Genomic DNA, 19,544 nt, shown 5'->3' on the forward strand with positions numbered 1-19,544 from the left:
CTATCTGGATGTCTTTAGATGTTGTGGCTGCGCGATCAGGCTTTTGCCATGCGCCATTGCTCCTGACAGGCTTTCGCGGTAGTCAGCTTCCAATCGTTTTTTGAGTGGAGACAAAAGGCCCATGAGCCTGTTCGACAGCCTGCGTAACACCATCGTGCCCGTCCACAAGGAAGGTTATCCCTTTGTGGCGATCTTTTTTGTTGCCTCGCTGGTGCTTGGATGGATCTGGGAGCCGCTCTTCTGGGTCGGGATGGTGTTCACACTGTGGTGCGCTTATTTCTTCCGTGACCCGGAGCGTGTGACGCCGCAGGATGACGATCTGGTGATCAGCCCGGCTGACGGGCGTGTGTCGTCGATCCAGATGCGCATTCCGCCGGAAGAGCTGCATCTGGGCGCAGAACCGATGCTGCGCATCTCTGTGTTCATGAATGTCTTCAACTGCCATGTGAACCGCGCACCGATGCGTGGCCGAATCGTCAACATCTCTTATCAGGAAGGCAGCTTCCTCAATGCCGAGCTCGACAAGGCCAGCACCGACAACGAGCGCAATGGCCTCGTGATCGACACCAGCCACGGCCATATCGGCGTCGTGCAGATTGCCGGTCTCGTGGCACGTCGTATCGTCTGCTGGGCCAATCCGAGCGATTCGCTGGATGCCGGCGAGCGCTTTGGCCTGATCCGTTTCGGTTCGCGTCTGGATGTTTTCCTTCCCGCCGGTGCCGAGCCGCGGGTTGCTATCGGACAAACCGCCATTGCCGGTGAAACCGTGCTTGCCGAATTCGGCTCGCCAAAGGGACCGGTGGTCAGCCGTCGCGGCTGACCTTGAGGAAGCCCAGGAATATGCAAGCGCCCCATCCAGAGAGAGACCTTCCCACCATTGACCCGGAAGAACAGAACAATGCGGCGCGTGGACCTCGTCTGCGCGAAATACCGCTTCGCCTGATCATCCCCAATGTCATTACGGTTCTGGCCATCTGCGCCGGCTTGACCGGCATTCGCCTCGCCTTCGAAAATCGCTACGAACTGGCGGTCATGATGGTGCTCGCGGCTGCCTTTCTCGATGGCATTGACGGGCGCATTGCGCGCATGATGAAGGCCAGCTCGAAATTCGGCGCGCAAATGGACTCGCTGGCCGATATCGTCAATTTCGGTGTGGCCCCGGCGCTGGTGCTTTACGTGTTCCTGCTCGATCAGGCCCGTTCCCTCGGCTGGATCGCCGCATTGGTCTACGCCATTGCCGCCGGTCTTCGCCTTGCCCGCTTCAACGTCATGGACGAGAGCAAGCAGAAGGCCAAATGGCAGTCCGAATATTTCGTCGGCGTGCCGGCGCCCGCAGGCGCCTTGCTGGTGCTTTTGCCGGTCTATCTCGGTTTCCTTGGGGTCCAGATCACAGAAACCTTCGCCTATGCCGCTTCGGCCTATACCGTGCTGATCGGCTTCCTTCTGGTCAGCCGCCTTCCGGTCTGGTCGGGCAAGTCCACCACGCAAGGCATCCGGCGTGATTTCGTTTTGCCGCTGATGCTGACGGTCGTTTTGTATGTGGCGCTGCTGATGAGCTTTACCTGGCAGGTCCTGTCCCTGACAGTTCTGCTCTACCTCATCACCCTGCCCTTCGGCGCGCGCGCCTGGCGTCGCCGTTATGGGACGCTGACGGTCGAAGATGACTCCAACGAGCACGAGGAAAACGACCTCGACCGAGGCGTATGACCGCCAGTTTCAATCACTGACCTGATGCTTGTTATACGGGGACGGTCGCGAAATATGGTTTGTGTTGTTTTAATGTGATTTGCGTCCTTGCCTGTCTCTGTCATGCTTTTGTCATGTTCAGGCAAAGATTCTGGACAGTGATGAACACCAGAACGCGCAAGCAAGGAAATATCATGTCGCCGAAGAAGCCGGCCCCAGCGCCGCAAAAATCGGACCTCGTTTCACAATACCGCCCTGTCGGGTTGAAAGCCGTTGCTGCTGCAGCGCTGATGCTCAAGCGCAAACCGAAGCCTCAGCCAGCCTGAAGCCACGTATCTGCGTCTTCTGCAGTTTTCAAATCGACAATTGTTCGACATGAAATCATGCAGCACATGTAGCGTGTTAGAGTAATTCTCTTGTCTTGTTTGACAAGCAGCTCTCTAGAATAGCGACATCTGACCGGACCCTGCAGATTTATCCGAGGGTGCTGGATCAGGCTCTGCTATTTCCACCCTGATCTGGATTTCCGGACTGGTGTTGGACACCTTGTTGACCAGATCAGAGATCGGCACGGCCTCGAAGAAATCATCGTCGGTCGGCACCATGAGATCGGCCACCTGGCGTGGCTCGTAATTCATGCAATCCAGCCAGCGTGGAAAATCTTCAGGCTTGATGACCACCGGCATGCGATCGTGAATTTTCGATATCGCCGTGTTGGCAGCGCAGGTGATGATGGCGCCCGTATCAAGTTCGGAACCATCGGCCGAGGCCCATGTCTCATGCAGGCCTGCAAAGGCGACAAGACCGCCATTCTTCGGGTGTATCCAGTAGGCTTGAGACTTCTGCTTGCTACCCTTGGTGTAGCGCCGCCACTCGTAGAATCCGGACACCGGTACAAGTGCACGCCTGTGGCGCATGGCCGCCCTGAACGACGCCTTTTCATTGACCGTTTCCGCCCGCGCATTGATCAGCAGCGGAAAATCATCGGGCGACTTCACCCAGCCGGGAAGGAAACCCCAACGGACCAGCAAGGCCTCGCGATTGGGCAGGTTGCTGCCAGGCTCGCCCCTGGGTGAACCGACAGCCATCAGGATGGGCTGCGTTGGCGCTATATTGAACCGCGGCGGGAAGTCCTCGATGCGAATCACGCTGAGGAATTCCAGCACCTGTTCAGCCGTGGCATCGAGAGCAAAGCGTCCGCACATGATTTTTCTTCGCACCCTGCCTGCTCACGGTCAAGCAGACCATATGCCGAAAGACGCTGACAGGCATGCGCCTTTGCTTCTATGATCGGATGTCGCAAAGGAAGTGGAGCCGATGACCCATTCTTACCCCACACCACAGACAGCCGCCTCCGCCATCGCCGTCTTCGCGGGTCAGGTTCTTCTGGTACGACGTCGCAATCCCCCTGCGGCCGATCTCTATGCATTCCCCGGCGGCCGCTCCGAGCCCGGTGAAACGCTGGAAGAGACTGCACTGCGAGAGCTTGAGGAGGAAACTGGGGTGACCGCCACCAATCCGCGTCTCTATGCTTTTTACGACCTGAAAGCGGAAGGCGATGGCGATGGCCCTCCCAGCCATTTCCTTCTGTCGGTATTCAGGGTGGATGTTGAGGGCATCAGCGCCGTCGTGGCCGCAGACGATGCTCTGGAGGCCGACTGGTTCCCCCTGGAGGATGCAGCAAAGCTCCCGGCTCCCCCAAGTGTACTGGAATGCATCGAATCGCTGGCGCGCGAACAGGAAGCCGGTTAAATGATGTGGGTTTGCAGCCTCTCAAAGTGCTGCGCTATCGTTCACGAGCGCATCTTAGTGACAAGACCAGACCGCATTCTTGCCCTTCTCGCGATCCTGGCGTTTTCGCCATGGCCTGCACTGGCTGTGGATAACGCCATCGTCGATGTGCCAACTGCGGGCGAAAAACCGACGCCTTATGACACACAACTGGCGCGGTTGGCCGAGATTCTGGGCACCGTGCATTATCTGCGCAATCTCTGCGATCAGGGAGAAGAACCGGAATGGCGCGAGACGATGCAGTCCCTTCTGGAGTCCGAGACTGCCGACGAGCCGGGTCGGCGCAGCGTTCTGACGGCTGCATTTAACCGCGGATACCGGTCTTTTGCGGCAATTCACGTCGAATGTACGCCGGCAGCGGTTGACGTGGAGCGGAGATATCGTATCGAAGGCGCAACACTGGCGACCGAAATTGCAGCGCGCTTTGGAAATTAACGATAAATTCACCTCTTTTGATCGGCACCCGTGTCGTTTTAAGAAAAGGCTGCTAATGTCGTTAAGAGCTCAGTAAGAACTGCATGCATGCGAGGAATAAGTATATGGAACCGCGCCGCAACGAAATCGATGACATGATTGTCCACGAGAAGATGCAGGCCGCGCTTGAGTACCAGAATGAAGCCTGGGCCGACGGCATGGCAGACGGCATCGAGCCGGAAATCATCGCCGATGCGGCGATCGCTCTTGCGATGCGCGAAACGATTCGCGTGCTGGGCGAAGAAGGTGCCGAAGCCTTGCTTGAGTCGCTGCGTGAACGCATGGTTGCCGGCGAATTCTCACCTCAGCGTAACTTGCAGTAACTATCAGGATATAAAGCGATGCGCGTCGGAGCTACCGCCTTGCGTCGATACATTCTCCGCCCGACTTTGGCGGCGATCATCTGTACGGCAGGGCTTGCCGCGCAGAGCAACGGCGTTTTTGCACTTTCACAACTGAAATCCATCCCCGGTGCGGACGATCGCGGAGCAACCAATGGCGAACTTCTGCCGCCCGAGGATGTGCCGGCAGACGAGCTTCCGAATGACGGTGCGCTTGGCATTCCCGATCCCGACCCGCTGATCAATTCTGCGCCCGCTGACGATGAGGCGGTGACCGATGATTCGTCGCAGTCTGGCACCGTTGAGGTCGAGTTCGACCTCGACAAGCTTCCCGAACCCGTAAAGCGCATGCGCCAGCTGATCATCGACGCAACGGCGACCGGTGATGTTTCCAAGCTGAAGCCGTTGATGAATCCCGGCCCCAACCAGACGCAGTTGCAACTGAGTGGGTCAGATTCCGACCCAGTGGACGTCCTCAAGGGTTTTTCCGGCGACGATGACGGGATCGAGATCCTGGCCATTATCGAAGATCTGCTGGCAGCCGGTTATGCGCGTGTGAATGCCGGAACGCCGAGCGAAATGTATGTCTGGCCCTATTTTGCCGAAAAGCCGCTTCAGGCGCTGACGGCGCCTGAAAAGGTTCAGCTTTTCCGTATCGTCACGGCCGGCGATTTCGCCAGCATGCTGGAGATCGGCAATTACAATTTCTTCCGCCTGGGGATTTCCCCGGACGGCGAATGGCGTTTCCTGCTGGGCGGCGACTGATTTCATTCCGGTTAAGGGGCCGGCCGTACACGTTCTATTTACTGATTCGAAAGAATTGGGCATTGTCATGCTCGCCCAATGCGGGTCTGATATGCATGAATCGTTCGTGACCGCCGACAACTTCACAATTTCATTACCCAATCGGATACGAAAACGATGCCAGCCGCACTCTTGCCAGACAGAGCACTCATCCGCCTGAGCGGACCCGATGCCGAAAAATTTTTACAAAATCTCATCACCACCGATCTCGATAGCCTGCCTCAAGGCGAGGCCATGCCAGCAGCCTTGCTGACCCCGCAGGGCAAGATCCAGTTCGCATTCATGATCTGGCGGGACGGCGCAGACTTCATTGTCGACACCCAGGCCAGCAATGCAGAGGCTATGAGCAAGCGCCTTGCCATGTACAAGCTGCGCTCGAAGGTCGAGATTTCCAACGAGCCGAGTGACGGCGTGACCGTCACCTGGGGCGATATTGCAGGCGACGACGCGGTTGTGGACATGCGCTTTGCCGCGGCCGGTATTCCCGTCATGCGACAGGCCGGAAAACATGGCGATTACACGATCGAGGGCTATCATGCGCTCAGAGTTCTGGCTGGCGTTGCGGAGACCCCCTTCGACTTTGCGCTGGACGATGTGTATCCCCATGACGTGATGATGGATCTGAACGCGGGTGTTTCGTTCAAAAAAGGATGCTATGTCGGACAGGAAGTCGTGTCCCGCATGCAGCATCGTGGAACCGCCCGCCGGCGTCTGGTCATCGTGACGGCTGAAGCGCCTTTGCCCGCAGCCGGCACGGAGATTACCGCCGGTGGCAAGCCACTCGGCACGCTTGGCACCATTGCCGGGAAGCGTGGACTTTCAATAGTCAGGATCGATCGCGCCGGAAACGCCATGGCTTCCGACACTCCGATTCTTGCAGGGGAAGTGCCTGTGGCTCTGACCCTTGCGGGCTGGACCGGGCTCAGTTTTCCACAGCCGTCCGAGGAAAGCTGACCGCAATGGCATCCGTTACACCGATTTCGGCGCGGGCCTGGCAGCGCATGCTTTCAGGCCGACGCCTGGATTTGCTCGATCCCTCCCCGCTTGATGTGGAGCTGATCGATATTGCCCACGGACTGGCGCGTGTGGCGCGCTGGAACGGGCAAACCCATGGCGACCATGCCTTTTCGGTGGCGCAGCACTCGATCATGGTCGAGCAGATCTTCTGCATCAACCAGCCGCAGGCCAGTGCAGACGACCGGATGATGGCACTGCTGCATGACGCGCCGGAATTCGTGATCGGCGACATGATCTCGCCGTTCAAAGCCGTCGTCGGCGGTGGCTACAAAACGGTCGAGAAACGGTTGGAGGCGGCCATCCATCTGCGATTCGGCCTGGCACCGCATCCGAGCCGTGAATTAAAAGCGCAGATCAAGAAGGCCGACCAGATCGCCGCCTATTTCGAGGCAGTCGAGCTTGCCGGCTTTTCCGAGACCGAAGCCAAGAAATTGTTCGGCATGCCGCGCGGCTTCAGTCGCGAGATGCTGCCGATCGCGCCTGACGCCGCGACCACGGCGCAGGTCCATTTCGTTCGCCGTTTCGAGGCTATCGACGCCGAGCGCGCCGGAAAATCATGACATTGATCATCGTCTCTCCGCTGTCGCATATTGCCGAAATGGCCGTGCGGCACCGCGCATGCGAAATGATCAGCCTGATGGCTGCCAATCAGGATTTCCATCGCCCCGCGGTGATCCAGGCGGAGCGCCACCTGAAGCTCGGTGTCAACGACATCAGCTTTGCCGGCACCGGAAAGCTGATCGCGCCGCAGGACAGTCATGTGCAGGCGATCATCGATTTTGCCCGTGGCTGGGACCGGAGCGCGCCGCTTCTCATTCATTGCTGGTTTGGTGTGTCGCGCTCCCCAGCGGCGGCACTGATTGCGGCTCTCGCCGTTCATCCCGAGCAGGAGGATGCGGCACTGGTGCAGCGCCTCCGGCAAGCGTCGGCGCATGCGACCCCGAATGCACGGCTGGTGGATATTGCCGACCGTCTGCTCGAGCGGGACGGTCGTTTGCGGGCTGCCGTCAAATCGATAGGCCGCGGTGCAGAGTTCAAGGAGGCCGCTCCCTTCCTCTTGCCTCTCAATGCCGAAAATGCGGCGAGCTGAGCATTATTCTCCCCTAGACTGGACTTCGGAAGAACCGTAGCCCAGTTTAGCTGGAACTTATGGAGCTTACTTACGTTAGAAACTTGGCGACAGACGGGCGTCCGGCCGTTCCGTCACTGCGTTGCCAGCATATCCTCGAGGAACAGCCGGGCCCGAACAGCGTCTCCCATTGCCGTCAACTCAGGCGGAAATCGTGAGACCCTTTTCTATTCAGGGCATCCTTCCGTTCCCCGTGGCCGATAGACACCGACCTGCAAGGGGACAATTGAACGCATGGAACAACAGACATCACAGTTTTTCATCGCAACGCGCGCCGCACTCAGTCAGGCAAGCGCGATTGCAGTGGAATATTCCTTCTCGATCGTTGGCGCGCTTCTGCTGCTCATCATCGGCTGGGCTTTCGCCGCTATCCTCGGTCGCTGGGCACGCCGTGGACTCGGCCGGGTCAGAGGTGTCGATGAAACGCTCGCGGTCTTCCTCTCCAATGTGGTGCGCTATGCCGTCCTCATCATGGTTTTCATTGCCGTGCTGGGACAATTCGGGGTGCAGACGGCCTCCATCCTCGCCGCCCTTGGTGCAGCGGGTCTGGCCATCGGCCTTGCCTTGCAGGGGACTTTGCAGAACATCGCAGCCGGGATCATGCTGCTGGTGCTGAGGCCATTTCGGGTGGGTGAGTATATCGATACCGGCAATATTTCCGGCACCGTGCGCGAAGTCGGCCTGTTTGCCACGGAAATGAAGACCTTTGACGGTAAATATTTGCTGGCCCCCAACTCCACGCTCTGGAATGTGCCGATCGTCAATTTCAGCCGCGAGCCGACACGTCGATTCGATCTCAATGTCGGCATCGGCTATGAGGACGACATTACCCAGGCCGAAGAGATCATGATGAAGCTCGCAACAGCCGACACACGCGTGCTGTCCGATCCGGAGGCGGCAACCTTTGTGATGGAACTCGGAGACAGCGCGGTTGTCCTGACGCTGCGCTACTGGACAGCGTCGGCAGATTTCTGGACCACATCGCGCGACCTGACCAAAGCGGTGAAACTTGCGTTTGACGATGCGGGCATCTCGATCCCGTTCCCGCAGGTTACCTATTCCGGCGAACTGGCGGCCAAGCTGGAAAGACCACCGGTGGAGGAAAAAGAGGCTCGCTGAGGGCAGCTTTTCTGAATTCCGGCGGCAAAGAGGGGTGTTTCGGAAGAAACACCCCTTTCTACTTTGTGGACTTGCTATGGTGCTGGCCCGGCGAGATCGAAAGATCTCGAATGGTCACACGAGGATAGATTCCGTGCTGGTGCCGTCTGCCGCGTCGGCAAGATATTCAGAGAAAAGTGCATTGACCCTTTCAAGAATGTCGGCAAGGCTGACAGTATCAACGTCTTCAGCCGAGGCTTCCGGCGGGGTCCGCATAGCCGTCATCGCAGTGGTAAACTGCTCTTCGGTAATTGATCCCGTCTGCTCCGTATCAATATCGCTGAAAAGCTGTGTCGCCATGTCTTCGGTGACATCATCGGGACGGGCGGCGACGAACTCGGCTGCACTGATTGTTCCATCGCCATCGCTATCCATTTCGGCGAACAGGTCGGCAAAGGACAGTTGCTCAGTGTCTTCGTTTTGCGGCGGTGGCGGCGGGCCCATCGGAGGCTGCGCTTCCATCATCGATACATATTGGTCTTCGGAAATAGAACCGCTGCCCTCACTGTCGATCCGGCCAAAGAGTGCTGTCGCCATCTCTTCCGTCACGTCCTTTGGACGTGCAGCAACGAACTCAGCCTCGCTCACGCTGCCGTCGCCATCGTCATCCATGGCCGCAAACATATCGGCAAATGAGGGTGGATTCATTGTGCCACTGTCGCTTGCCGCGTTCATCGACTGAAACAACATGCTGGAGAGCTGGGACTGTGCGGCCGCGCTACCACCAACTTCGACTGTCGGGTCCTGGGTTCGACCGCTCTTCTTGTCGCCTGCCGCCAGTTCCTCTGCGCTCACAACACCATCGCCATTGGTGTCAAGGCTCTGAACATAGGATGAAGTTGCTGTATAATTTGAAGAAATTGATGTCATCATATACCCCCTGAAATATTGACGTCCGCCTGCCCCGACGCAAAAATCAAAAAGGGTCGCACACATATTACCGAATTTCAGGGGCGGATCAAAACCAATTAATGATCGGTTAATTTTAATAACCATTCTTACTATTGCGAACGCAATCGATGTAACGCCCATCGCCGACAGCGCTCCTCCGGCGCGTTGCCTTATCCGCGATGCAACTGGGCCTTGTCACATGCTGTCTCCGGTCCTTTTCTTTCGCCGATCTCTAGCCTACAAAACCGCCATTGCGATTTGTAGCCAGACCGCTGGCGCGGCCGTCGTGCCGACCAATCCGGACCACAACCATGACAGATGCAAAATTCCTTGCCGGTTTCCGGCCTTATGAAGCCCTTGCAACCGAGCTCATGCCCCACGCGATAGAGGGCGGTGACGACGGGGCGCATGATCTGGCCCATATTGCCCGCGTGTTTCGTAATGCGATGCGCATCCATGGCGACGAAGGTGGAGAGGGTCGCATTCTGGCGGCAGCCGTCCTGCTGCATGATTGCGTCTCCGTGGAAAAGAGTTCACCGCTCAGGTCCAGGGCCTCCACGCTGGCCGCCGACAAGGCCGCAGGCATTCTCAGGAACATGGGCTGGAGTGACCCGGACATTTCGTCTGTCTGCCATGCCATCGCCGCCCACAGCTTTTCAGCCGGCATCGCGCCCGAAAGCCTTGAGGCGAAGATCCTGCAGGATGCCGACAGGCTGGACGCCATCGGTATTATCGGTGCAGCCCGTTGCTTCTATATCGCCGGACGTATGGGCTCCGCGCTCTACGATGCCGCGGATCCGCGTGCAGAAAACCGCGCGCTCGATGACCGCGCCTTTGCCATTGACCACTTCCCGGCAAAACTGTTCAAACTGGCCGACGGCTTCCAGACCACGGCCGGACGGCGGCTTGCCAGCGAACGCCATGACAGACTGAAGCAGGTCTACGATCTGTTTTTCGAGGAAATCTGAGGGACATCATGCAGGTCAGCGCACTCAACATCTATCCATTCAAGAGCGCACGCGCAATTGCGATTCCCGAAGCGATGATTGATGCACGCGGACTGATGGGCGACCGCCGAATGATGCTTGTCGATGCTTCCGGCCATTTCATCACCCAGCGCGAACTGCCGGCGCTTGCCCGCCTGACTGCGCTTCCCCATTCCGGCTATATTCGCCTTGTCATGGATGACGGGCGGGAGATGATGGTGGCACCGCCGCATCCCGACAAGCGCATGGACGTGGCCATCTGGAAATCCATCGTCAATGCAGCAGCCGCCGACGACACTGTCGATGCCAAACTGTCCGACTGGTTCGGCCGCGATGTGAAGCTGGTGTTCTTCGACAGCGGCGCCAGCCGCACGGCAAGTGCCGAATGGGCAGGTCCCGACAGCCCCGTGACCTTTGCCGATGGCTACCAGATCCTGGTGACGACAACCGCTTCGCTTGCGGCCCTCAACGCCGATATGCAAGCCCATGGCGAAGGCTCGGTGGGCATGGATCGCTTCCGCCCCAACATCGTCGTCGATTGCGACGAGCCCTGGGCCGAGGATCGTTGGTCGGTGATCCAGATTGGCGACATGGTGTTCGATCTAGTCAAGCCCTGCCCGCGTTGCATCATGACCACGCAGGATCAGGCGACCGGCTCGCGCGAGGGTGCCAATCCCATGCCGGCCATGGGGCGTCTGCGCATGTCCGCGGACAGGCGTGTTCCCGGGCCGTTATTCGGCTGGAATACGGTACCGCGTGGCGAAGGACGTTTGAAGCTCGGCGACACGGTATCCGTGCTGGACGTGCGCGAAGATGGCTGGACTTTCAAAGCACGAAAATAGCCTATCAGTAATGACGGGTTCTTTTTTGGGGTGATTAAAAGAACTTTCACAATATCCGAATATTTCTAGACATGCACAAACATCGCCATGACGGGCGGCGGGAAATTCCCGGTGAGCAATGTATTGCCGATATAGTATTACTGCCTGGAAAGCTTCTCCTCATGGTCAGCATTCAAACGAATGGCGCCGCCATTGCGGCGCTCGACACTTTGCGCTCTATCAATTCGCAATTGAACACGACCCAGTCACGGGTCTCCAGTGGCTACCGTGTCGAAGGTGCAGACGATAATGCCGCCTATTGGTCGATTGCAACCACCATGCGCTCCGACAACAAGGCTCTTTCCGCCGTTCAGGATGCGCTCGCCTTCGGCGCAGCCAAGGTCGATACCGCCTATATGGGGATGGAAGCTTCCATCGATGTCCTGAGCGAAATCAAGGCGAAATTCGTGGCGGCACGTGAACCCGGCGTCGACCGTGACAAGATCTGGTCGGAAGTGACCGAAATGAAAAATCAGTTGCTGAGCATCTCGAAGTCCTCGAGCTTCAACGGGGAAAACTGGCTCTATCTCGAGACCGCGGATGACGAAAACCTGGTGAAGGACAAGTATCTCGTCGGTGGCTTCACGCGGGCGGCCGACGGCACCGTCGGCATAGACACGATCAAGGTCGACTACTACGACGAAACTCAGACGACAGTGCCGTCGTCGACATTTGCATTGTTCGACTTCCTCGACGGCCATGTCGGCGATCTCGGCATCCTTACCAGCCAGGATTTCGCTCTGGAAAACGGCATGGCCACCGGATGGGTCCTGTTCAAATCGGACTCGCCCCTCGTTTCTGGCTATCCGTCCATCACGGAGATGTCGCTCGATTCGTCGACCAGCAACACCGATCTCGACGAGATGATCCAGGTGCTCGATTATGTTCAGGAATATGCGACCGACGTGGCAGCGACCTATGGTGCGCTCAGCACGCGAATCTCGACGCAGACAGATTTCGCCGCAGACTTGTCCGATGTGATCGAAACCGGCGTTGGTCGGTTGGTTGATGCCGACATGAACGAGGAATCGACCCGGCTCAAGGCACTGCAAACCCAACAGCAGCTCGGCATACAGGCACTGTCTATCGCCAATGGCAATTCGCAGGCTATCCTGCAACTGTTCCAATAAGTTCTGCCCCAACGTCGGTGCGTTTTATCCTGTGACTGCCCTTGGCCGGTGGGCACGAAAGGACGCATCACAGCACTGATCACTCGGCACGGAATCCGGTTTGCCGAAAGCCTTGTCTATTTTTCCCCGAGAGGCAGCGCCCCCAAAGCAGTGCGAACACATGAAGCATCACCATCCTTGATGGGATCTTCATTAAAATACGTTTGGCGGCGCCTCCAGTGCTACCTATGATCGCGTTGAACGAGGGATCTCTTTATGGAAAAAATCATTCGCAGCCCTATGCCCTGGCTGATCATTGCCAGTGGCTCGCTGATTGCCATGCTGACTTTCGGTCCGCGTTCGGCCATGGGCTTTTTCCAGCTACCGATGCTGGCCGACACCGGCTGGGACCGCTCGACATTCGGTCTGGCCATGGCCATCCAGAATCTGTGCTGGGGACTCGGGCAGCCATTTTTCGGCGCGCTCGCCGATAAATATGGCACCGCCCGCGTACTGACCCTTTCGGGCCTCATTTATGCGGCGGGCCTCATTATCATGTCGCAGGCCGACGCCCCGATCTGGCTGCATGTCGGCGGCGGCGTGCTGGTCGGGCTTGGGGTCGCATCAGGGTCATTCGGCATCATTCTCTCGGCGTTTGCGCGCAATGTGGCGCCCGAACAGCGCTCGCTTGCCTTCGGGATCGGCACTGCGGCGGGTTCTGCCGGCATGTTCCTGTTTGCCCCGCTCAGCCAGGCGCTGATTTCCAATTTCGGCTGGTCCGACAGCCTGGTCTATCTCGGCATTTTCATGCTGGTTGTCCCGCTGCTCGCCTATCCTCTCAGAGGCAACTCCAAGTCCGGCACGCAATCCCAAGCGCAGTTCGAGCAGACGGCGGGTGCGGCGCTTCGCGAAGCGCTGGGCCACAAAAGCTATGTCCTGCTGGCCTCCGGCTTCTTCGTCTGCGGTTTTCAGGTGGCCTTCATCACCGCGCATTTTCCTGCCTATCTTGGCGATATCGGCATCGATGCGCGCTATGCGGTAATTGCCATGGCGCTGATCGGCTTTTTCAACATCATCGGTTCCCTGGGGGCCGGTTTTATCGGCCAGCGCTATTCAAAGCCACACTTCCTGTCGCTGATCTATATTCTGCGCTCGGTCGTCGTCACGGCATTCCTGCTGCTGCCCCAGACGCCGACTTCGGTTGTGGTCTTTGCCATTGTCATGGGTCTGTTGTGGCTATCCACCGTGCCGCCCACCAATGCACTGGTTGCAATCATGTTCGGCACACGCCATCTCGGCATGCTGGGCGGCGTGGTGTTCCTGTCGCACCAGATCGGCTCGTTTCTCGGCGTCTGGATGGGCGGATATCTCTATGACAAATTCGGTTCCTACGATTCTGTCTGGTGGTTCGGAGTCGCGCTAGGCGTGTTTGCCGCCATCGTTCACTGGCCTATTGCCGAACGGGCAGTGGAGCGAAACGCAGCCGTACATGCATAAAGTTGCATACAAACACGAATCCAGATAAACATAATTGTGAAGAATTTTATGCTGCATGGCAGCAATATGACATAACGATACGGAATAGGATTTTATTTATTTCGTATCGACCGTTGACCGCTCGTTCCACTATTCCTATTTTACTCAAGTCGGAGTGAACCGACGGTCAAAATTGCCAACGACCGCTACAGGCGGTCACGCCAAAGAGGAGGTTCGCGCAATGCGTGTTGTGTACCATCATGCCGCTTACTCCTGGCATCCTGTATCGCTTCGGCCGACAAAAAGCCCGATGCGAAATTTCTGTCGAATGTGACGGCGTACCGGAACTGATTAAATCGACATTCGTTACAAGGATGCCCGCGCGGATCGCGTAGGCGGGGAATAGCATTATGGAAAAACAAGTTGTTGAATATGCCGGCGTTCCTGTCGGCATCACGGTTCCAGATGGAGACCGGGTGAAATTTATTGCGGTCAAATTTCCAGTCATCGAACTGGACGGCGGCAGTTATTCGAGCATTACAGAACTCAGACGGGCCATTCACGCCCATATGTCATCGTCGAGCGGCAACGGTCAGACCGGTGCAGGCCCTGGCAAGATGGCTGGCGGCAACACCTTCAATGCCGCCTGAAGAAAACCGTCTCGCGCCGTGCCGGGTTCCAGCCCGCGCGGCTCGTAGACATGCCTGGACAAAAAATACCCAGTCAGTCGAAAGGCATCGGACAGGCTGTCCCGGTTGGCAGACTTTGCCGCACCTGCCAGCAGAAATGGCGGCAGTGGCAGCATCTTGTCGGCCCAATTCGCGCCCGCGTCACGGCTGACCGCCCGTCCCGACTTTGGCGAGACATAGACGAGATCGCGTTCGGTGCCGGTCGCAGCGCATCGTGCAAGGTCAAGGCCGAAACCCAGATCGTTCAACACCGCAAGTTCAAACCGGATGAACAGTTCCCCGGCGGCGGCCGGTTCTCCCAGATTGTCCAGAATGACATCCAGCGCTTCATAAAGGTGCAGATGCGGGTCGCGCTCCGGCAACAGGCGCAGCAATGAGCCCAGCGCCTGCACGCCGTAGACGCCAAGCGCGCTTTCCATCAGCTCGCCCGCCCTCAAACGGACCGGCTCGATGCGATATTCGCCCAGATGCTCATCCAGACGCGCGCGCCATGTCACATCCAGCCGATTGCCCGGCTGAAGAGCCGGTTGCAGTGTGCGGGACCGCCCGCCGCGAACGAGACCCAGATGACGGCCGTGGGCGCGCGTCATCATCTCGGCAATCACACTGGATTCGCCGTGGCGCTTGACACCGAGAAGGATGGATTCGTCGCTCCATTGCATGGGTGTTTTCTACACCAGCGGGCGGCGGGACACAGTAAAAATCGACAGAGGTTCCGGTCCCAATCGATGTCGTCAGTTTGCAGCGTCGGGCTTCAGCTTGGCGAGATAGTCACGCAATATGCCCCGCCATGCCTGCACAACGGAGTTCTTTGCCGGATAAGGCGCTTCCTCGGTCAGCTGCACATCCGCCTTCATGGCTTGCAAGATGACGGCTGCGTGGATGGCAGCGTCCGTCTCCACAAGCTGACCGTTCCACAGACGGAGGATGCCGGCGATCCTGGCACGTATGTGACTGCGGAAGTGGCCGGGCCGCACAGATGGCCCCGTCCAGCGGGCATCGAGCAGTGACAGAGCAAGCTGGCGCTCGGCTGCGAGATTGCGGAAGACCGACAGCAGGACATCCGTCAACTGGTCTGCTGTCAGCGCAGTGACTTGCGCCTCTATTTCATCGAGCCGCTCGAATACGTGCTCGCCGTAGCGTTCGACCAGCGCGTCGGCCAGAAGCTCCTTGTTGGGGAAGAACTGATAGAGCGAACCGATGGCGGCCCCTGCCCGCGCCGCGATCTCCGTCATGGTGGCGGCGTCGTAGCCGCGCTCCGCAAAGACTGCGGCTCCCGCCTCCAGAAGTTGGGCGACGCGGTCACGCCCACGCTTGCGCTGCGGCGTCTTCGCCTTGACTTCGGTTTCGGATATTGACTTTTGCGAGGCCATGCTCATATATCTTTTTGTGAGGACAACCTCACATACTATCTTGTCGAGATTGGGTCCAGCCCTTTCCAGAGCCCCACCATAAGGCCGCCTTGATGCGTCAACATCCCTCTCAGCCAACCGCCTTTTGCGCGACAGGACATGTCTCGCGACCCTTGCCGGCAGCGGCCAACGGACCACTGCGCCCACATTCTCTCAGGCGATAGCGGAGATGGAGACCCCGATGCCATTATCCAAGGAACATGTAGCCGACCCCGGTATCCTGACCAACCTTCCGGCCCAGGTCAGATGGGGACTGCTCCTGCTGGTCACCGTCCCGATCACGGGCCTGTTGGAATGGTGGCACATTCCAGCAGCCCTGCTGATGGGGCCGATGCTGACGGCAATCCTGTTTGCGACCAATGGCGCTCGACTGAATGTGTCTCGCATTCCCTATATCGCTGCCCACTCGCTGGTCGGCTGCGTCATCGCGCGTTCTCTCGATCCGGGCGTCATTCCAGCCTTCCTCGATGACTGGCCCATCTTCATTGCCGTGGTGTTGTCCGTGATCGGCGCCACGAGCGTGTTCGGCTATCTTCTGGCCCGCGCGGGTGCGCTACCGGGAACCACAGGTGTTTGGGGCACCTCTGCCGGTGGTGCGTCGGCGATGGTTCTGATGGCCGAGGCCCATGGAGCGGATGCGCGGCTGGTCGCCTTCATGCAATATCTGCGTGTCGTCGCTGTGGCTGCATCCGCCTCGCTGGTGGCTGCCTTCATATTTCACGCAAGTGGAGAGCAAAGTGCACCGATAGACTGGTGGCCACCGGTAGACTGGATCGCCTTTACCGAAACGATCGTCGTCGCCATCAGTGCCAGCGCCCTGGGCGCAGCACTCAAAATACCGGCCGGGACGATGCTGCTGCCGATGATTGCCTTAACGATTCTAAAGAGTCTGGGCCTGATAGAGGTCGAACTGCCGATCTGGTTGCTGGCCGCCGGCTATGGCGTTCTCGGCTGGCGCATCGGGCTCGGCTTTACCCGGCGTATTTTGCGCCATGCCGCAAACGCTCTGCCGCAGATTGCTCTGTCCATCGTCGTGCTGCTCGCCTTCAGCGGCTTGCTGGCGATCATTCTGTGGAAGGGTCTCGGCATAGATCCGATGACCGCCTATCTGGCAACCAGCCCCGGCGGTCTCGACAGCATTGCCATTATCGCCGCATCCACACCAGTCGACATATCCTTCGTCATGGCGCTGCAGACGGTGCGGTTTGTGCTGGTGTTGCTGCTGGGCGGGCCAATCGCAAAATTCGTGGCCCGCCGTCTGCCGGCTTGATTGGAATCAGCCCTTGGGGAATTCCAGCCCCATCTCGCGGAAGCGGGCTGGATCATCGCCCCAGTTCTCGCGAACCTTCACGAACAGGAACAGGTGTACCGGCTGTTCGAGGATCTCCGACATCTCCTTGCGGGATGCGGTGGAGATGGCCTTGATGGCATCGCCGCCCTTGCCCAGAACGATCTTCTTCTGGCTGTCGCGCTCGACATAGATCACCTGCTCGATGCGCACAGATCCGTCTTTACGCTCTTCCCACTTCTCCGTTTCGACGTGAGAGGCGTAGGGCAGCTCCTGATGGAGACGCAGAAACAGTTTTTCGCGGGTGATTTCAGCAGCCAGCTGGCGGATTGGCAGATCCGAAATCTGGTCTTCCGGATAATACCAGGGACCTTCCGGCAGACGGGCCGCCATGAAATCCATCAGATCGTCGCAACCGGAACCGGTGGTGGCCGAAATCATGAAAGTGCGCTCAAAGGGCACGATCTCGTTGACCGCCTGCGTCAGCTTCAACAGATCTTCCGGCTTCACCCGATCGATCTTGTTGAGCGCAAGGATCTTCGGCTGATGCACATCTTTCAGCGCTTCCAGGATCGACTCGGCATCGCCGCGCAAACCGCGCTCGCTATCGATCAACAGAAGGATGACATCGGCATCCTTGGCGCCACCCCAGGCTGAGGTCACCATGGCACGGTCGAGCCTGCGCCTTGGCTTGAAGATGCCGGGGGTATCCATGAATACGATCTGGGTGCGGTTATGGATGGCGATGCCACGCATGACGGCGCGGGTCGTCTGCACCTTGTGGCTGACAATCGACACCTTGGCGCCGACCAGGCGATTGACCAGGGTGGACTTGCCGGCATTGGTCGCGCCGATCAAGGCAATGAAACCCGAGCGGGTCGGGGCCTCGCCGTCGGCTGACCCTTCAGCGGCGGAATGTTCTTCAAATTCTGTCATATCGTCCAATCAATCTTCGCCTGACGGTTGCCAGACGCCTTCGCGCTCCAGCAGGCGCGTTGCAGCAACCTGCTCTGCTGCGCGCTTGGAGCGTTCTACGCCCGTTTCGGGTGCAACACCCGGAATTTCGACAGTAACCGTAAAACGGGGATCATGATCCGGTCCGGAGCGATCATCAACCCTGTAGTTCGGGGTTACCGCATAATGGGCATGTGCCCATTCCTGCAATTCGGTCTTTGCGTCGCGCCGGGCCGCATCGGCCTTTGTGGCCCGGCTGCTCCAGAAGCGAAGGATAAATGCGCGGGCGGCCTCGAGACCGGCGTCCAGGTAGATGGCCGCAATCAGGCTCTCGACCACGTCGGCGCGCACATTCAGCATATTCTTGCCGGTCAGCTTTTTCACGTCCGAGCCTGTGCGGATAAAGCGATGAAGCTCCAGTTCGTCGGCAATCTGGGCACAGGTCTCGGCGCTCACCAGCTGGTTGAAGCGCACCGAAAGCTCGCCCTCTGTCGCCGTCAGAAAGGTCCGGAACAACAGTTCGGACACGCAAAGGCCGAGAACCCGGTCTCCCAGGAACTCGAGCCGCTCGTAGTCGCTGCCCTTTTGACGGCGCGCGCTCGAATGGGTGAGCGCGCGGTCCAGTCGCGTCTTGTCGGCGAATTCATGGCCAATCGCTGCCTCGACCTTGGCACGCATTTCGGCCTGAGCGTTCGCCTTTGTCATTCAACAACCTTGAACAGACGGTCCCAACGCATATTGGCAGGCCAGTTCCAGATTTCACGGAACGACGTGTCATTGCCAAGCGAGAAGAAGATGATCGAGGCGCGGCCGACCAGATTTTCCGCCGGCACGAATCCGACATCAAAACGGCTGTCGAGCGAATTGTCGCGGTTGTCGCCCATCATGAAATAATGGCCTTCAGGCACGATGAATTCACGGGTGTTGTCACCGCGGGAAAACTGGACCTGATCGAGCGTGTCGTAGGTTTTGCCGTTGTCCATGGTCTCGCGATAGACCGGAACATCTTCACCTGGATCCAGACGATAGTCCGAGGTGAAGGAACCGTCGGGCTCGCGCGGAACAGCCTTCTTGTTGATGTAGAGAACGCCGTCGATGACCTGGATGTGGTCACCCGGCAGGCCGACGAGACGCTTGATGTAATCGATCTCGGGGTTTGGCGGGAAGCGGAACACCACGACGTCACCGCGTGTGGGTTCGCTTGCAAGAATACGGCCAGAAAACAGGTCAGGCGAGAATGGCAGCGAGTACTTGGAATAGCCGTAGGAGAATTTGTTGACGAAGATGTAGTCACCCACCAGCAGCGTCGGCATCATGGAGCCGGACGGGATGGTGAAGGGCTGGAACAGCACCGTTCGGATGATCATTGCCAGCAGCAGGGCCTGGATGATGACCTTTATGTTTTCCCACAGGGCGTTCTGTGACTTCTCAGCTCTTTCGGCCACGCGTCGTCTTCCT

The 19,544-nt window shown here is 58.4% G+C and carries 24 protein-coding genes; 17 read left to right on the forward strand and 7 right to left on the reverse strand.

Annotated elements, in window-relative coordinates:
- The first annotated feature begins 121 nt into the window (after positions 1-121).
- From ACWPM9_RS14110 to ACWPM9_RS14120, 3 genes are all read left to right on the forward strand, one after another.
- Positions 122-820, forward strand: a complete 699-nt coding sequence (locus ACWPM9_RS14110; protein WP_428185235.1) for a phosphatidylserine decarboxylase — start codon at positions 122-124, stop codon at positions 818-820.
- Between the two features lie 20 nt (positions 821-840).
- Positions 841-1,707 (forward strand): CDP-diacylglycerol--serine O-phosphatidyltransferase, encoded by an 867-nt coding sequence (pssA, locus tag ACWPM9_RS14115; RefSeq protein WP_428185236.1) that lies wholly within the window; start codon positions 841-843, stop codon positions 1,705-1,707.
- 173 nt (positions 1,708-1,880) lie between these two features.
- A complete protein-coding gene (locus tag ACWPM9_RS14120; protein ID WP_428185237.1) occupies positions 1,881-2,012 on the forward strand; it encodes a hypothetical protein in 132 nt (43 codons plus the stop codon).
- A gap of 114 nt (positions 2,013-2,126) precedes the next feature.
- On the opposite strand, the gene ACWPM9_RS14125 is transcribed toward ACWPM9_RS14120, so the two are convergent.
- Complete coding sequence (locus ACWPM9_RS14125) at positions 2,127-2,891, reverse strand: SOS response-associated peptidase (protein WP_484755525.1); 765 nt, start codon at positions 2,889-2,891, stop codon at positions 2,127-2,129.
- 112 nt (positions 2,892-3,003) lie between these two features.
- On the opposite strand from ACWPM9_RS14125, the gene ACWPM9_RS14130 reads away from it, so the two are divergent.
- The 8 genes from ACWPM9_RS14130 (at position 3,004) to ACWPM9_RS14165 (ending at position 8,361) form a co-directional block, all read left to right on the forward strand.
- Positions 3,004-3,438 carry an NUDIX hydrolase gene (locus tag ACWPM9_RS14130; protein WP_428185239.1) on the forward strand — a complete coding sequence of 145 codons (435 nt, stop codon included), beginning with the start codon at positions 3,004-3,006 and terminating at the stop codon, positions 3,436-3,438.
- Positions 3,439-3,495: 57 nt separating this feature from the next.
- A complete protein-coding gene (locus ACWPM9_RS14135) occupies positions 3,496-3,912 on the forward strand; it encodes a TIGR02301 family protein (protein WP_484755526.1) in 417 nt (138 codons plus the stop codon).
- A 104-nt stretch (positions 3,913-4,016) separates the two neighbouring features.
- On the forward strand, positions 4,017-4,274 hold the full coding sequence (locus tag ACWPM9_RS14140; protein WP_428185241.1) for a hypothetical protein: 258 nt from the start codon (positions 4,017-4,019) through the stop codon (positions 4,272-4,274).
- An 18-nt stretch (positions 4,275-4,292) separates the two neighbouring features.
- Entirely contained in the window at positions 4,293-5,057 is a 765-nt protein-coding gene (locus ACWPM9_RS14145; RefSeq protein ID WP_484755527.1) for a hypothetical protein, read from the forward strand.
- Positions 5,058-5,213: 156 nt separating this feature from the next.
- Positions 5,214-6,050, forward strand: a complete 837-nt coding sequence (gene ygfZ / locus ACWPM9_RS14150; protein WP_484755528.1) for a CAF17-like 4Fe-4S cluster assembly/insertion protein YgfZ — start codon at positions 5,214-5,216, stop codon at positions 6,048-6,050.
- Between the two features lie 5 nt (positions 6,051-6,055).
- Positions 6,056-6,673 carry an HD domain-containing protein gene (locus ACWPM9_RS14155; RefSeq protein WP_484755529.1) on the forward strand — a complete coding sequence of 206 codons (618 nt, stop codon included), beginning with the start codon at positions 6,056-6,058 and terminating at the stop codon, positions 6,671-6,673.
- A complete protein-coding gene (locus tag ACWPM9_RS14160; protein WP_484755530.1) occupies positions 6,670-7,203 on the forward strand; it encodes a tyrosine phosphatase family protein in 534 nt (177 codons plus the stop codon). Before ACWPM9_RS14155 ends, ACWPM9_RS14160 begins: the two co-directional genes overlap by 4 nt.
- A gap of 273 nt (positions 7,204-7,476) precedes the next feature.
- The gene (locus tag ACWPM9_RS14165) at positions 7,477-8,361 is read left to right on the forward strand and encodes a mechanosensitive ion channel family protein (RefSeq protein ID WP_428185246.1); all 885 of its coding nucleotides are present in this window, start codon (positions 7,477-7,479) and stop codon (positions 8,359-8,361) included.
- Positions 8,362-8,475: 114 nt separating this feature from the next.
- Here the strand turns inward: ACWPM9_RS14165 and ACWPM9_RS14170 are convergent, their stop codons facing one another.
- A complete protein-coding gene (locus tag ACWPM9_RS14170; RefSeq protein ID WP_484755531.1) occupies positions 8,476-9,432 on the reverse strand; it encodes an EF-hand domain-containing protein in 957 nt (318 codons plus the stop codon).
- A gap of 170 nt (positions 9,433-9,602) precedes the next feature.
- On the opposite strand from ACWPM9_RS14170, the gene ACWPM9_RS14175 reads away from it, so the two are divergent.
- From ACWPM9_RS14175 to ACWPM9_RS14195, 5 genes are all read left to right on the forward strand, one after another.
- Positions 9,603-10,259 (forward strand): HD domain-containing protein, encoded by a 657-nt coding sequence (locus tag ACWPM9_RS14175; RefSeq protein WP_484755532.1) that lies wholly within the window; start codon positions 9,603-9,605, stop codon positions 10,257-10,259.
- Positions 10,260-10,267: 8 nt separating this feature from the next.
- A complete protein-coding gene (locus tag ACWPM9_RS14180; protein ID WP_428185249.1) occupies positions 10,268-11,119 on the forward strand; it encodes an MOSC domain-containing protein in 852 nt (283 codons plus the stop codon).
- A gap of 161 nt (positions 11,120-11,280) precedes the next feature.
- Complete coding sequence (locus ACWPM9_RS14185; RefSeq protein ID WP_484755533.1) at positions 11,281-12,288, forward strand: flagellin N-terminal helical domain-containing protein; 1,008 nt, start codon at positions 11,281-11,283, stop codon at positions 12,286-12,288.
- A 255-nt stretch (positions 12,289-12,543) separates the two neighbouring features.
- A complete protein-coding gene (locus ACWPM9_RS14190; protein ID WP_484755534.1) occupies positions 12,544-13,764 on the forward strand; it encodes an MFS transporter in 1,221 nt (406 codons plus the stop codon).
- 389 nt (positions 13,765-14,153) lie between these two features.
- Positions 14,154-14,393 (forward strand): hypothetical protein, encoded by a 240-nt coding sequence (locus tag ACWPM9_RS14195; protein ID WP_484755535.1) that lies wholly within the window; start codon positions 14,154-14,156, stop codon positions 14,391-14,393.
- Here the strand turns inward: ACWPM9_RS14195 and recO are convergent.
- Together recO and ACWPM9_RS14205 are read right to left on the reverse strand one after the other, a co-directional pair.
- On the reverse strand, positions 14,336-15,094 hold the full coding sequence (gene recO, locus ACWPM9_RS14200; protein WP_484755536.1) for a DNA repair protein RecO: 759 nt from the start codon (positions 15,092-15,094) through the stop codon (positions 14,336-14,338). The genes ACWPM9_RS14195 and recO overlap by 58 nt on opposite strands.
- Positions 15,095-15,166: 72 nt before the next feature.
- Positions 15,167-15,805 carry a TetR/AcrR family transcriptional regulator gene (locus ACWPM9_RS14205; protein ID WP_484755537.1) on the reverse strand — a complete coding sequence of 213 codons (639 nt, stop codon included), beginning with the start codon at positions 15,803-15,805 and terminating at the stop codon, positions 15,167-15,169.
- Between the two features lie 220 nt (positions 15,806-16,025).
- Here ACWPM9_RS14205 and ACWPM9_RS14210 point away from each other — a divergent pair, with 220 nt between their 5' ends.
- The gene (locus ACWPM9_RS14210) at positions 16,026-17,114 is read left to right on the forward strand and encodes an AbrB family transcriptional regulator (protein ID WP_428185255.1); all 1,089 of its coding nucleotides are present in this window, start codon (positions 16,026-16,028) and stop codon (positions 17,112-17,114) included.
- Between the two features lie 6 nt (positions 17,115-17,120).
- Here ACWPM9_RS14210 and era read toward each other — a convergent pair whose 3' ends face one another.
- The 3 genes from era to lepB are packed head-to-tail and all read right to left on the reverse strand — an operon-like array spanning position 17,121 to position 19,531.
- The gene (era, locus tag ACWPM9_RS14215; RefSeq protein ID WP_428186457.1) at positions 17,121-18,068 is read right to left on the reverse strand and encodes a GTPase Era; all 948 of its coding nucleotides are present in this window, start codon (positions 18,066-18,068) and stop codon (positions 17,121-17,123) included.
- Between the two features lie 9 nt (positions 18,069-18,077).
- Positions 18,078-18,791, reverse strand: a complete 714-nt coding sequence (gene rnc, locus ACWPM9_RS14220) for a ribonuclease III (protein ID WP_484755538.1) — start codon at positions 18,789-18,791, stop codon at positions 18,078-18,080.
- A complete protein-coding gene (gene lepB, locus ACWPM9_RS14225) occupies positions 18,788-19,531 on the reverse strand; it encodes a signal peptidase I (protein WP_428185257.1) in 744 nt (247 codons plus the stop codon). The genes rnc and lepB overlap by 4 nt, the downstream gene beginning before the upstream one ends.
- Positions 19,532-19,544: the final 13 nt, after the last annotated feature.

This window comes from Agrobacterium sp. H141 (assembly GCF_057158725.1).

What these genes read in the sequence shown, in the direction of transcription:
- ACWPM9_RS14195 (WP_484755535.1), top strand. Translation starts at nt 14,154, where the DNA reads ATGGAAAAACAAGTTGTTGAATATGCCGGCGTTCCTGTCGGCATCACG.
- ACWPM9_RS14140 (WP_428185241.1), top strand. Translation starts at nt 4,017, where the DNA reads ATGGAACCGCGCCGCAACGAAATCGATGACATGATTGTCCACGAGAAG.
- ACWPM9_RS14110 (WP_428185235.1), top strand. Translation starts at nt 122, where the DNA reads ATGAGCCTGTTCGACAGCCTGCGTAACACCATCGTGCCCGTCCACAAG.
- ACWPM9_RS14165 (WP_428185246.1), top strand. Translation starts at nt 7,477, where the DNA reads ATGGAACAACAGACATCACAGTTTTTCATCGCAACGCGCGCCGCACTC.
- ACWPM9_RS14120 (WP_428185237.1), top strand. Translation starts at nt 1,881, where the DNA reads ATGTCGCCGAAGAAGCCGGCCCCAGCGCCGCAAAAATCGGACCTCGTT.
- ACWPM9_RS14170 (WP_484755531.1), bottom strand. Translation starts at nt 9,432, where the DNA reads ATGGGCGTTACATCGATTGCGTTCGCAATAGTAAGAATGGTTATTAAA.
- ACWPM9_RS14175 (WP_484755532.1), top strand. Translation starts at nt 9,603, where the DNA reads ATGACAGATGCAAAATTCCTTGCCGGTTTCCGGCCTTATGAAGCCCTT.
- era (WP_428186457.1), bottom strand. Translation starts at nt 18,068, where the DNA reads ATGACAGAATTTGAAGAACATTCCGCCGCTGAAGGGTCAGCCGACGGC.
- ACWPM9_RS14130 (WP_428185239.1), top strand. Translation starts at nt 3,004, where the DNA reads ATGACCCATTCTTACCCCACACCACAGACAGCCGCCTCCGCCATCGCC.
- ACWPM9_RS14180 (WP_428185249.1), top strand. Translation starts at nt 10,268, where the DNA reads ATGCAGGTCAGCGCACTCAACATCTATCCATTCAAGAGCGCACGCGCA.
- ACWPM9_RS14190 (WP_484755534.1), top strand. Translation starts at nt 12,544, where the DNA reads ATGGAAAAAATCATTCGCAGCCCTATGCCCTGGCTGATCATTGCCAGT.
- rnc (WP_484755538.1), bottom strand. Translation starts at nt 18,791, where the DNA reads ATGACAAAGGCGAACGCTCAGGCCGAAATGCGTGCCAAGGTCGAGGCA.
- recO (WP_484755536.1), bottom strand. Translation starts at nt 15,094, where the DNA reads ATGCAATGGAGCGACGAATCCATCCTTCTCGGTGTCAAGCGCCACGGC.
- ACWPM9_RS14185 (WP_484755533.1), top strand. Translation starts at nt 11,281, where the DNA reads ATGGTCAGCATTCAAACGAATGGCGCCGCCATTGCGGCGCTCGACACT.
- ACWPM9_RS14125 (WP_484755525.1), bottom strand. Translation starts at nt 2,891, where the DNA reads ATGTGCGGACGCTTTGCTCTCGATGCCACGGCTGAACAGGTGCTGGAA.
- ACWPM9_RS14155 (WP_484755529.1), top strand. Translation starts at nt 6,056, where the DNA reads ATGGCATCCGTTACACCGATTTCGGCGCGGGCCTGGCAGCGCATGCTT.
- ACWPM9_RS14205 (WP_484755537.1), bottom strand. Translation starts at nt 15,805, where the DNA reads ATGGCCTCGCAAAAGTCAATATCCGAAACCGAAGTCAAGGCGAAGACG.
- pssA (WP_428185236.1), top strand. Translation starts at nt 841, where the DNA reads ATGCAAGCGCCCCATCCAGAGAGAGACCTTCCCACCATTGACCCGGAA.
- ACWPM9_RS14210 (WP_428185255.1), top strand. Translation starts at nt 16,026, where the DNA reads ATGCCATTATCCAAGGAACATGTAGCCGACCCCGGTATCCTGACCAAC.
- ACWPM9_RS14145 (WP_484755527.1), top strand. Translation starts at nt 4,293, where the DNA reads ATGCGCGTCGGAGCTACCGCCTTGCGTCGATACATTCTCCGCCCGACT.
- ygfZ (WP_484755528.1), top strand. Translation starts at nt 5,214, where the DNA reads ATGCCAGCCGCACTCTTGCCAGACAGAGCACTCATCCGCCTGAGCGGA.
- ACWPM9_RS14160 (WP_484755530.1), top strand. Translation starts at nt 6,670, where the DNA reads ATGACATTGATCATCGTCTCTCCGCTGTCGCATATTGCCGAAATGGCC.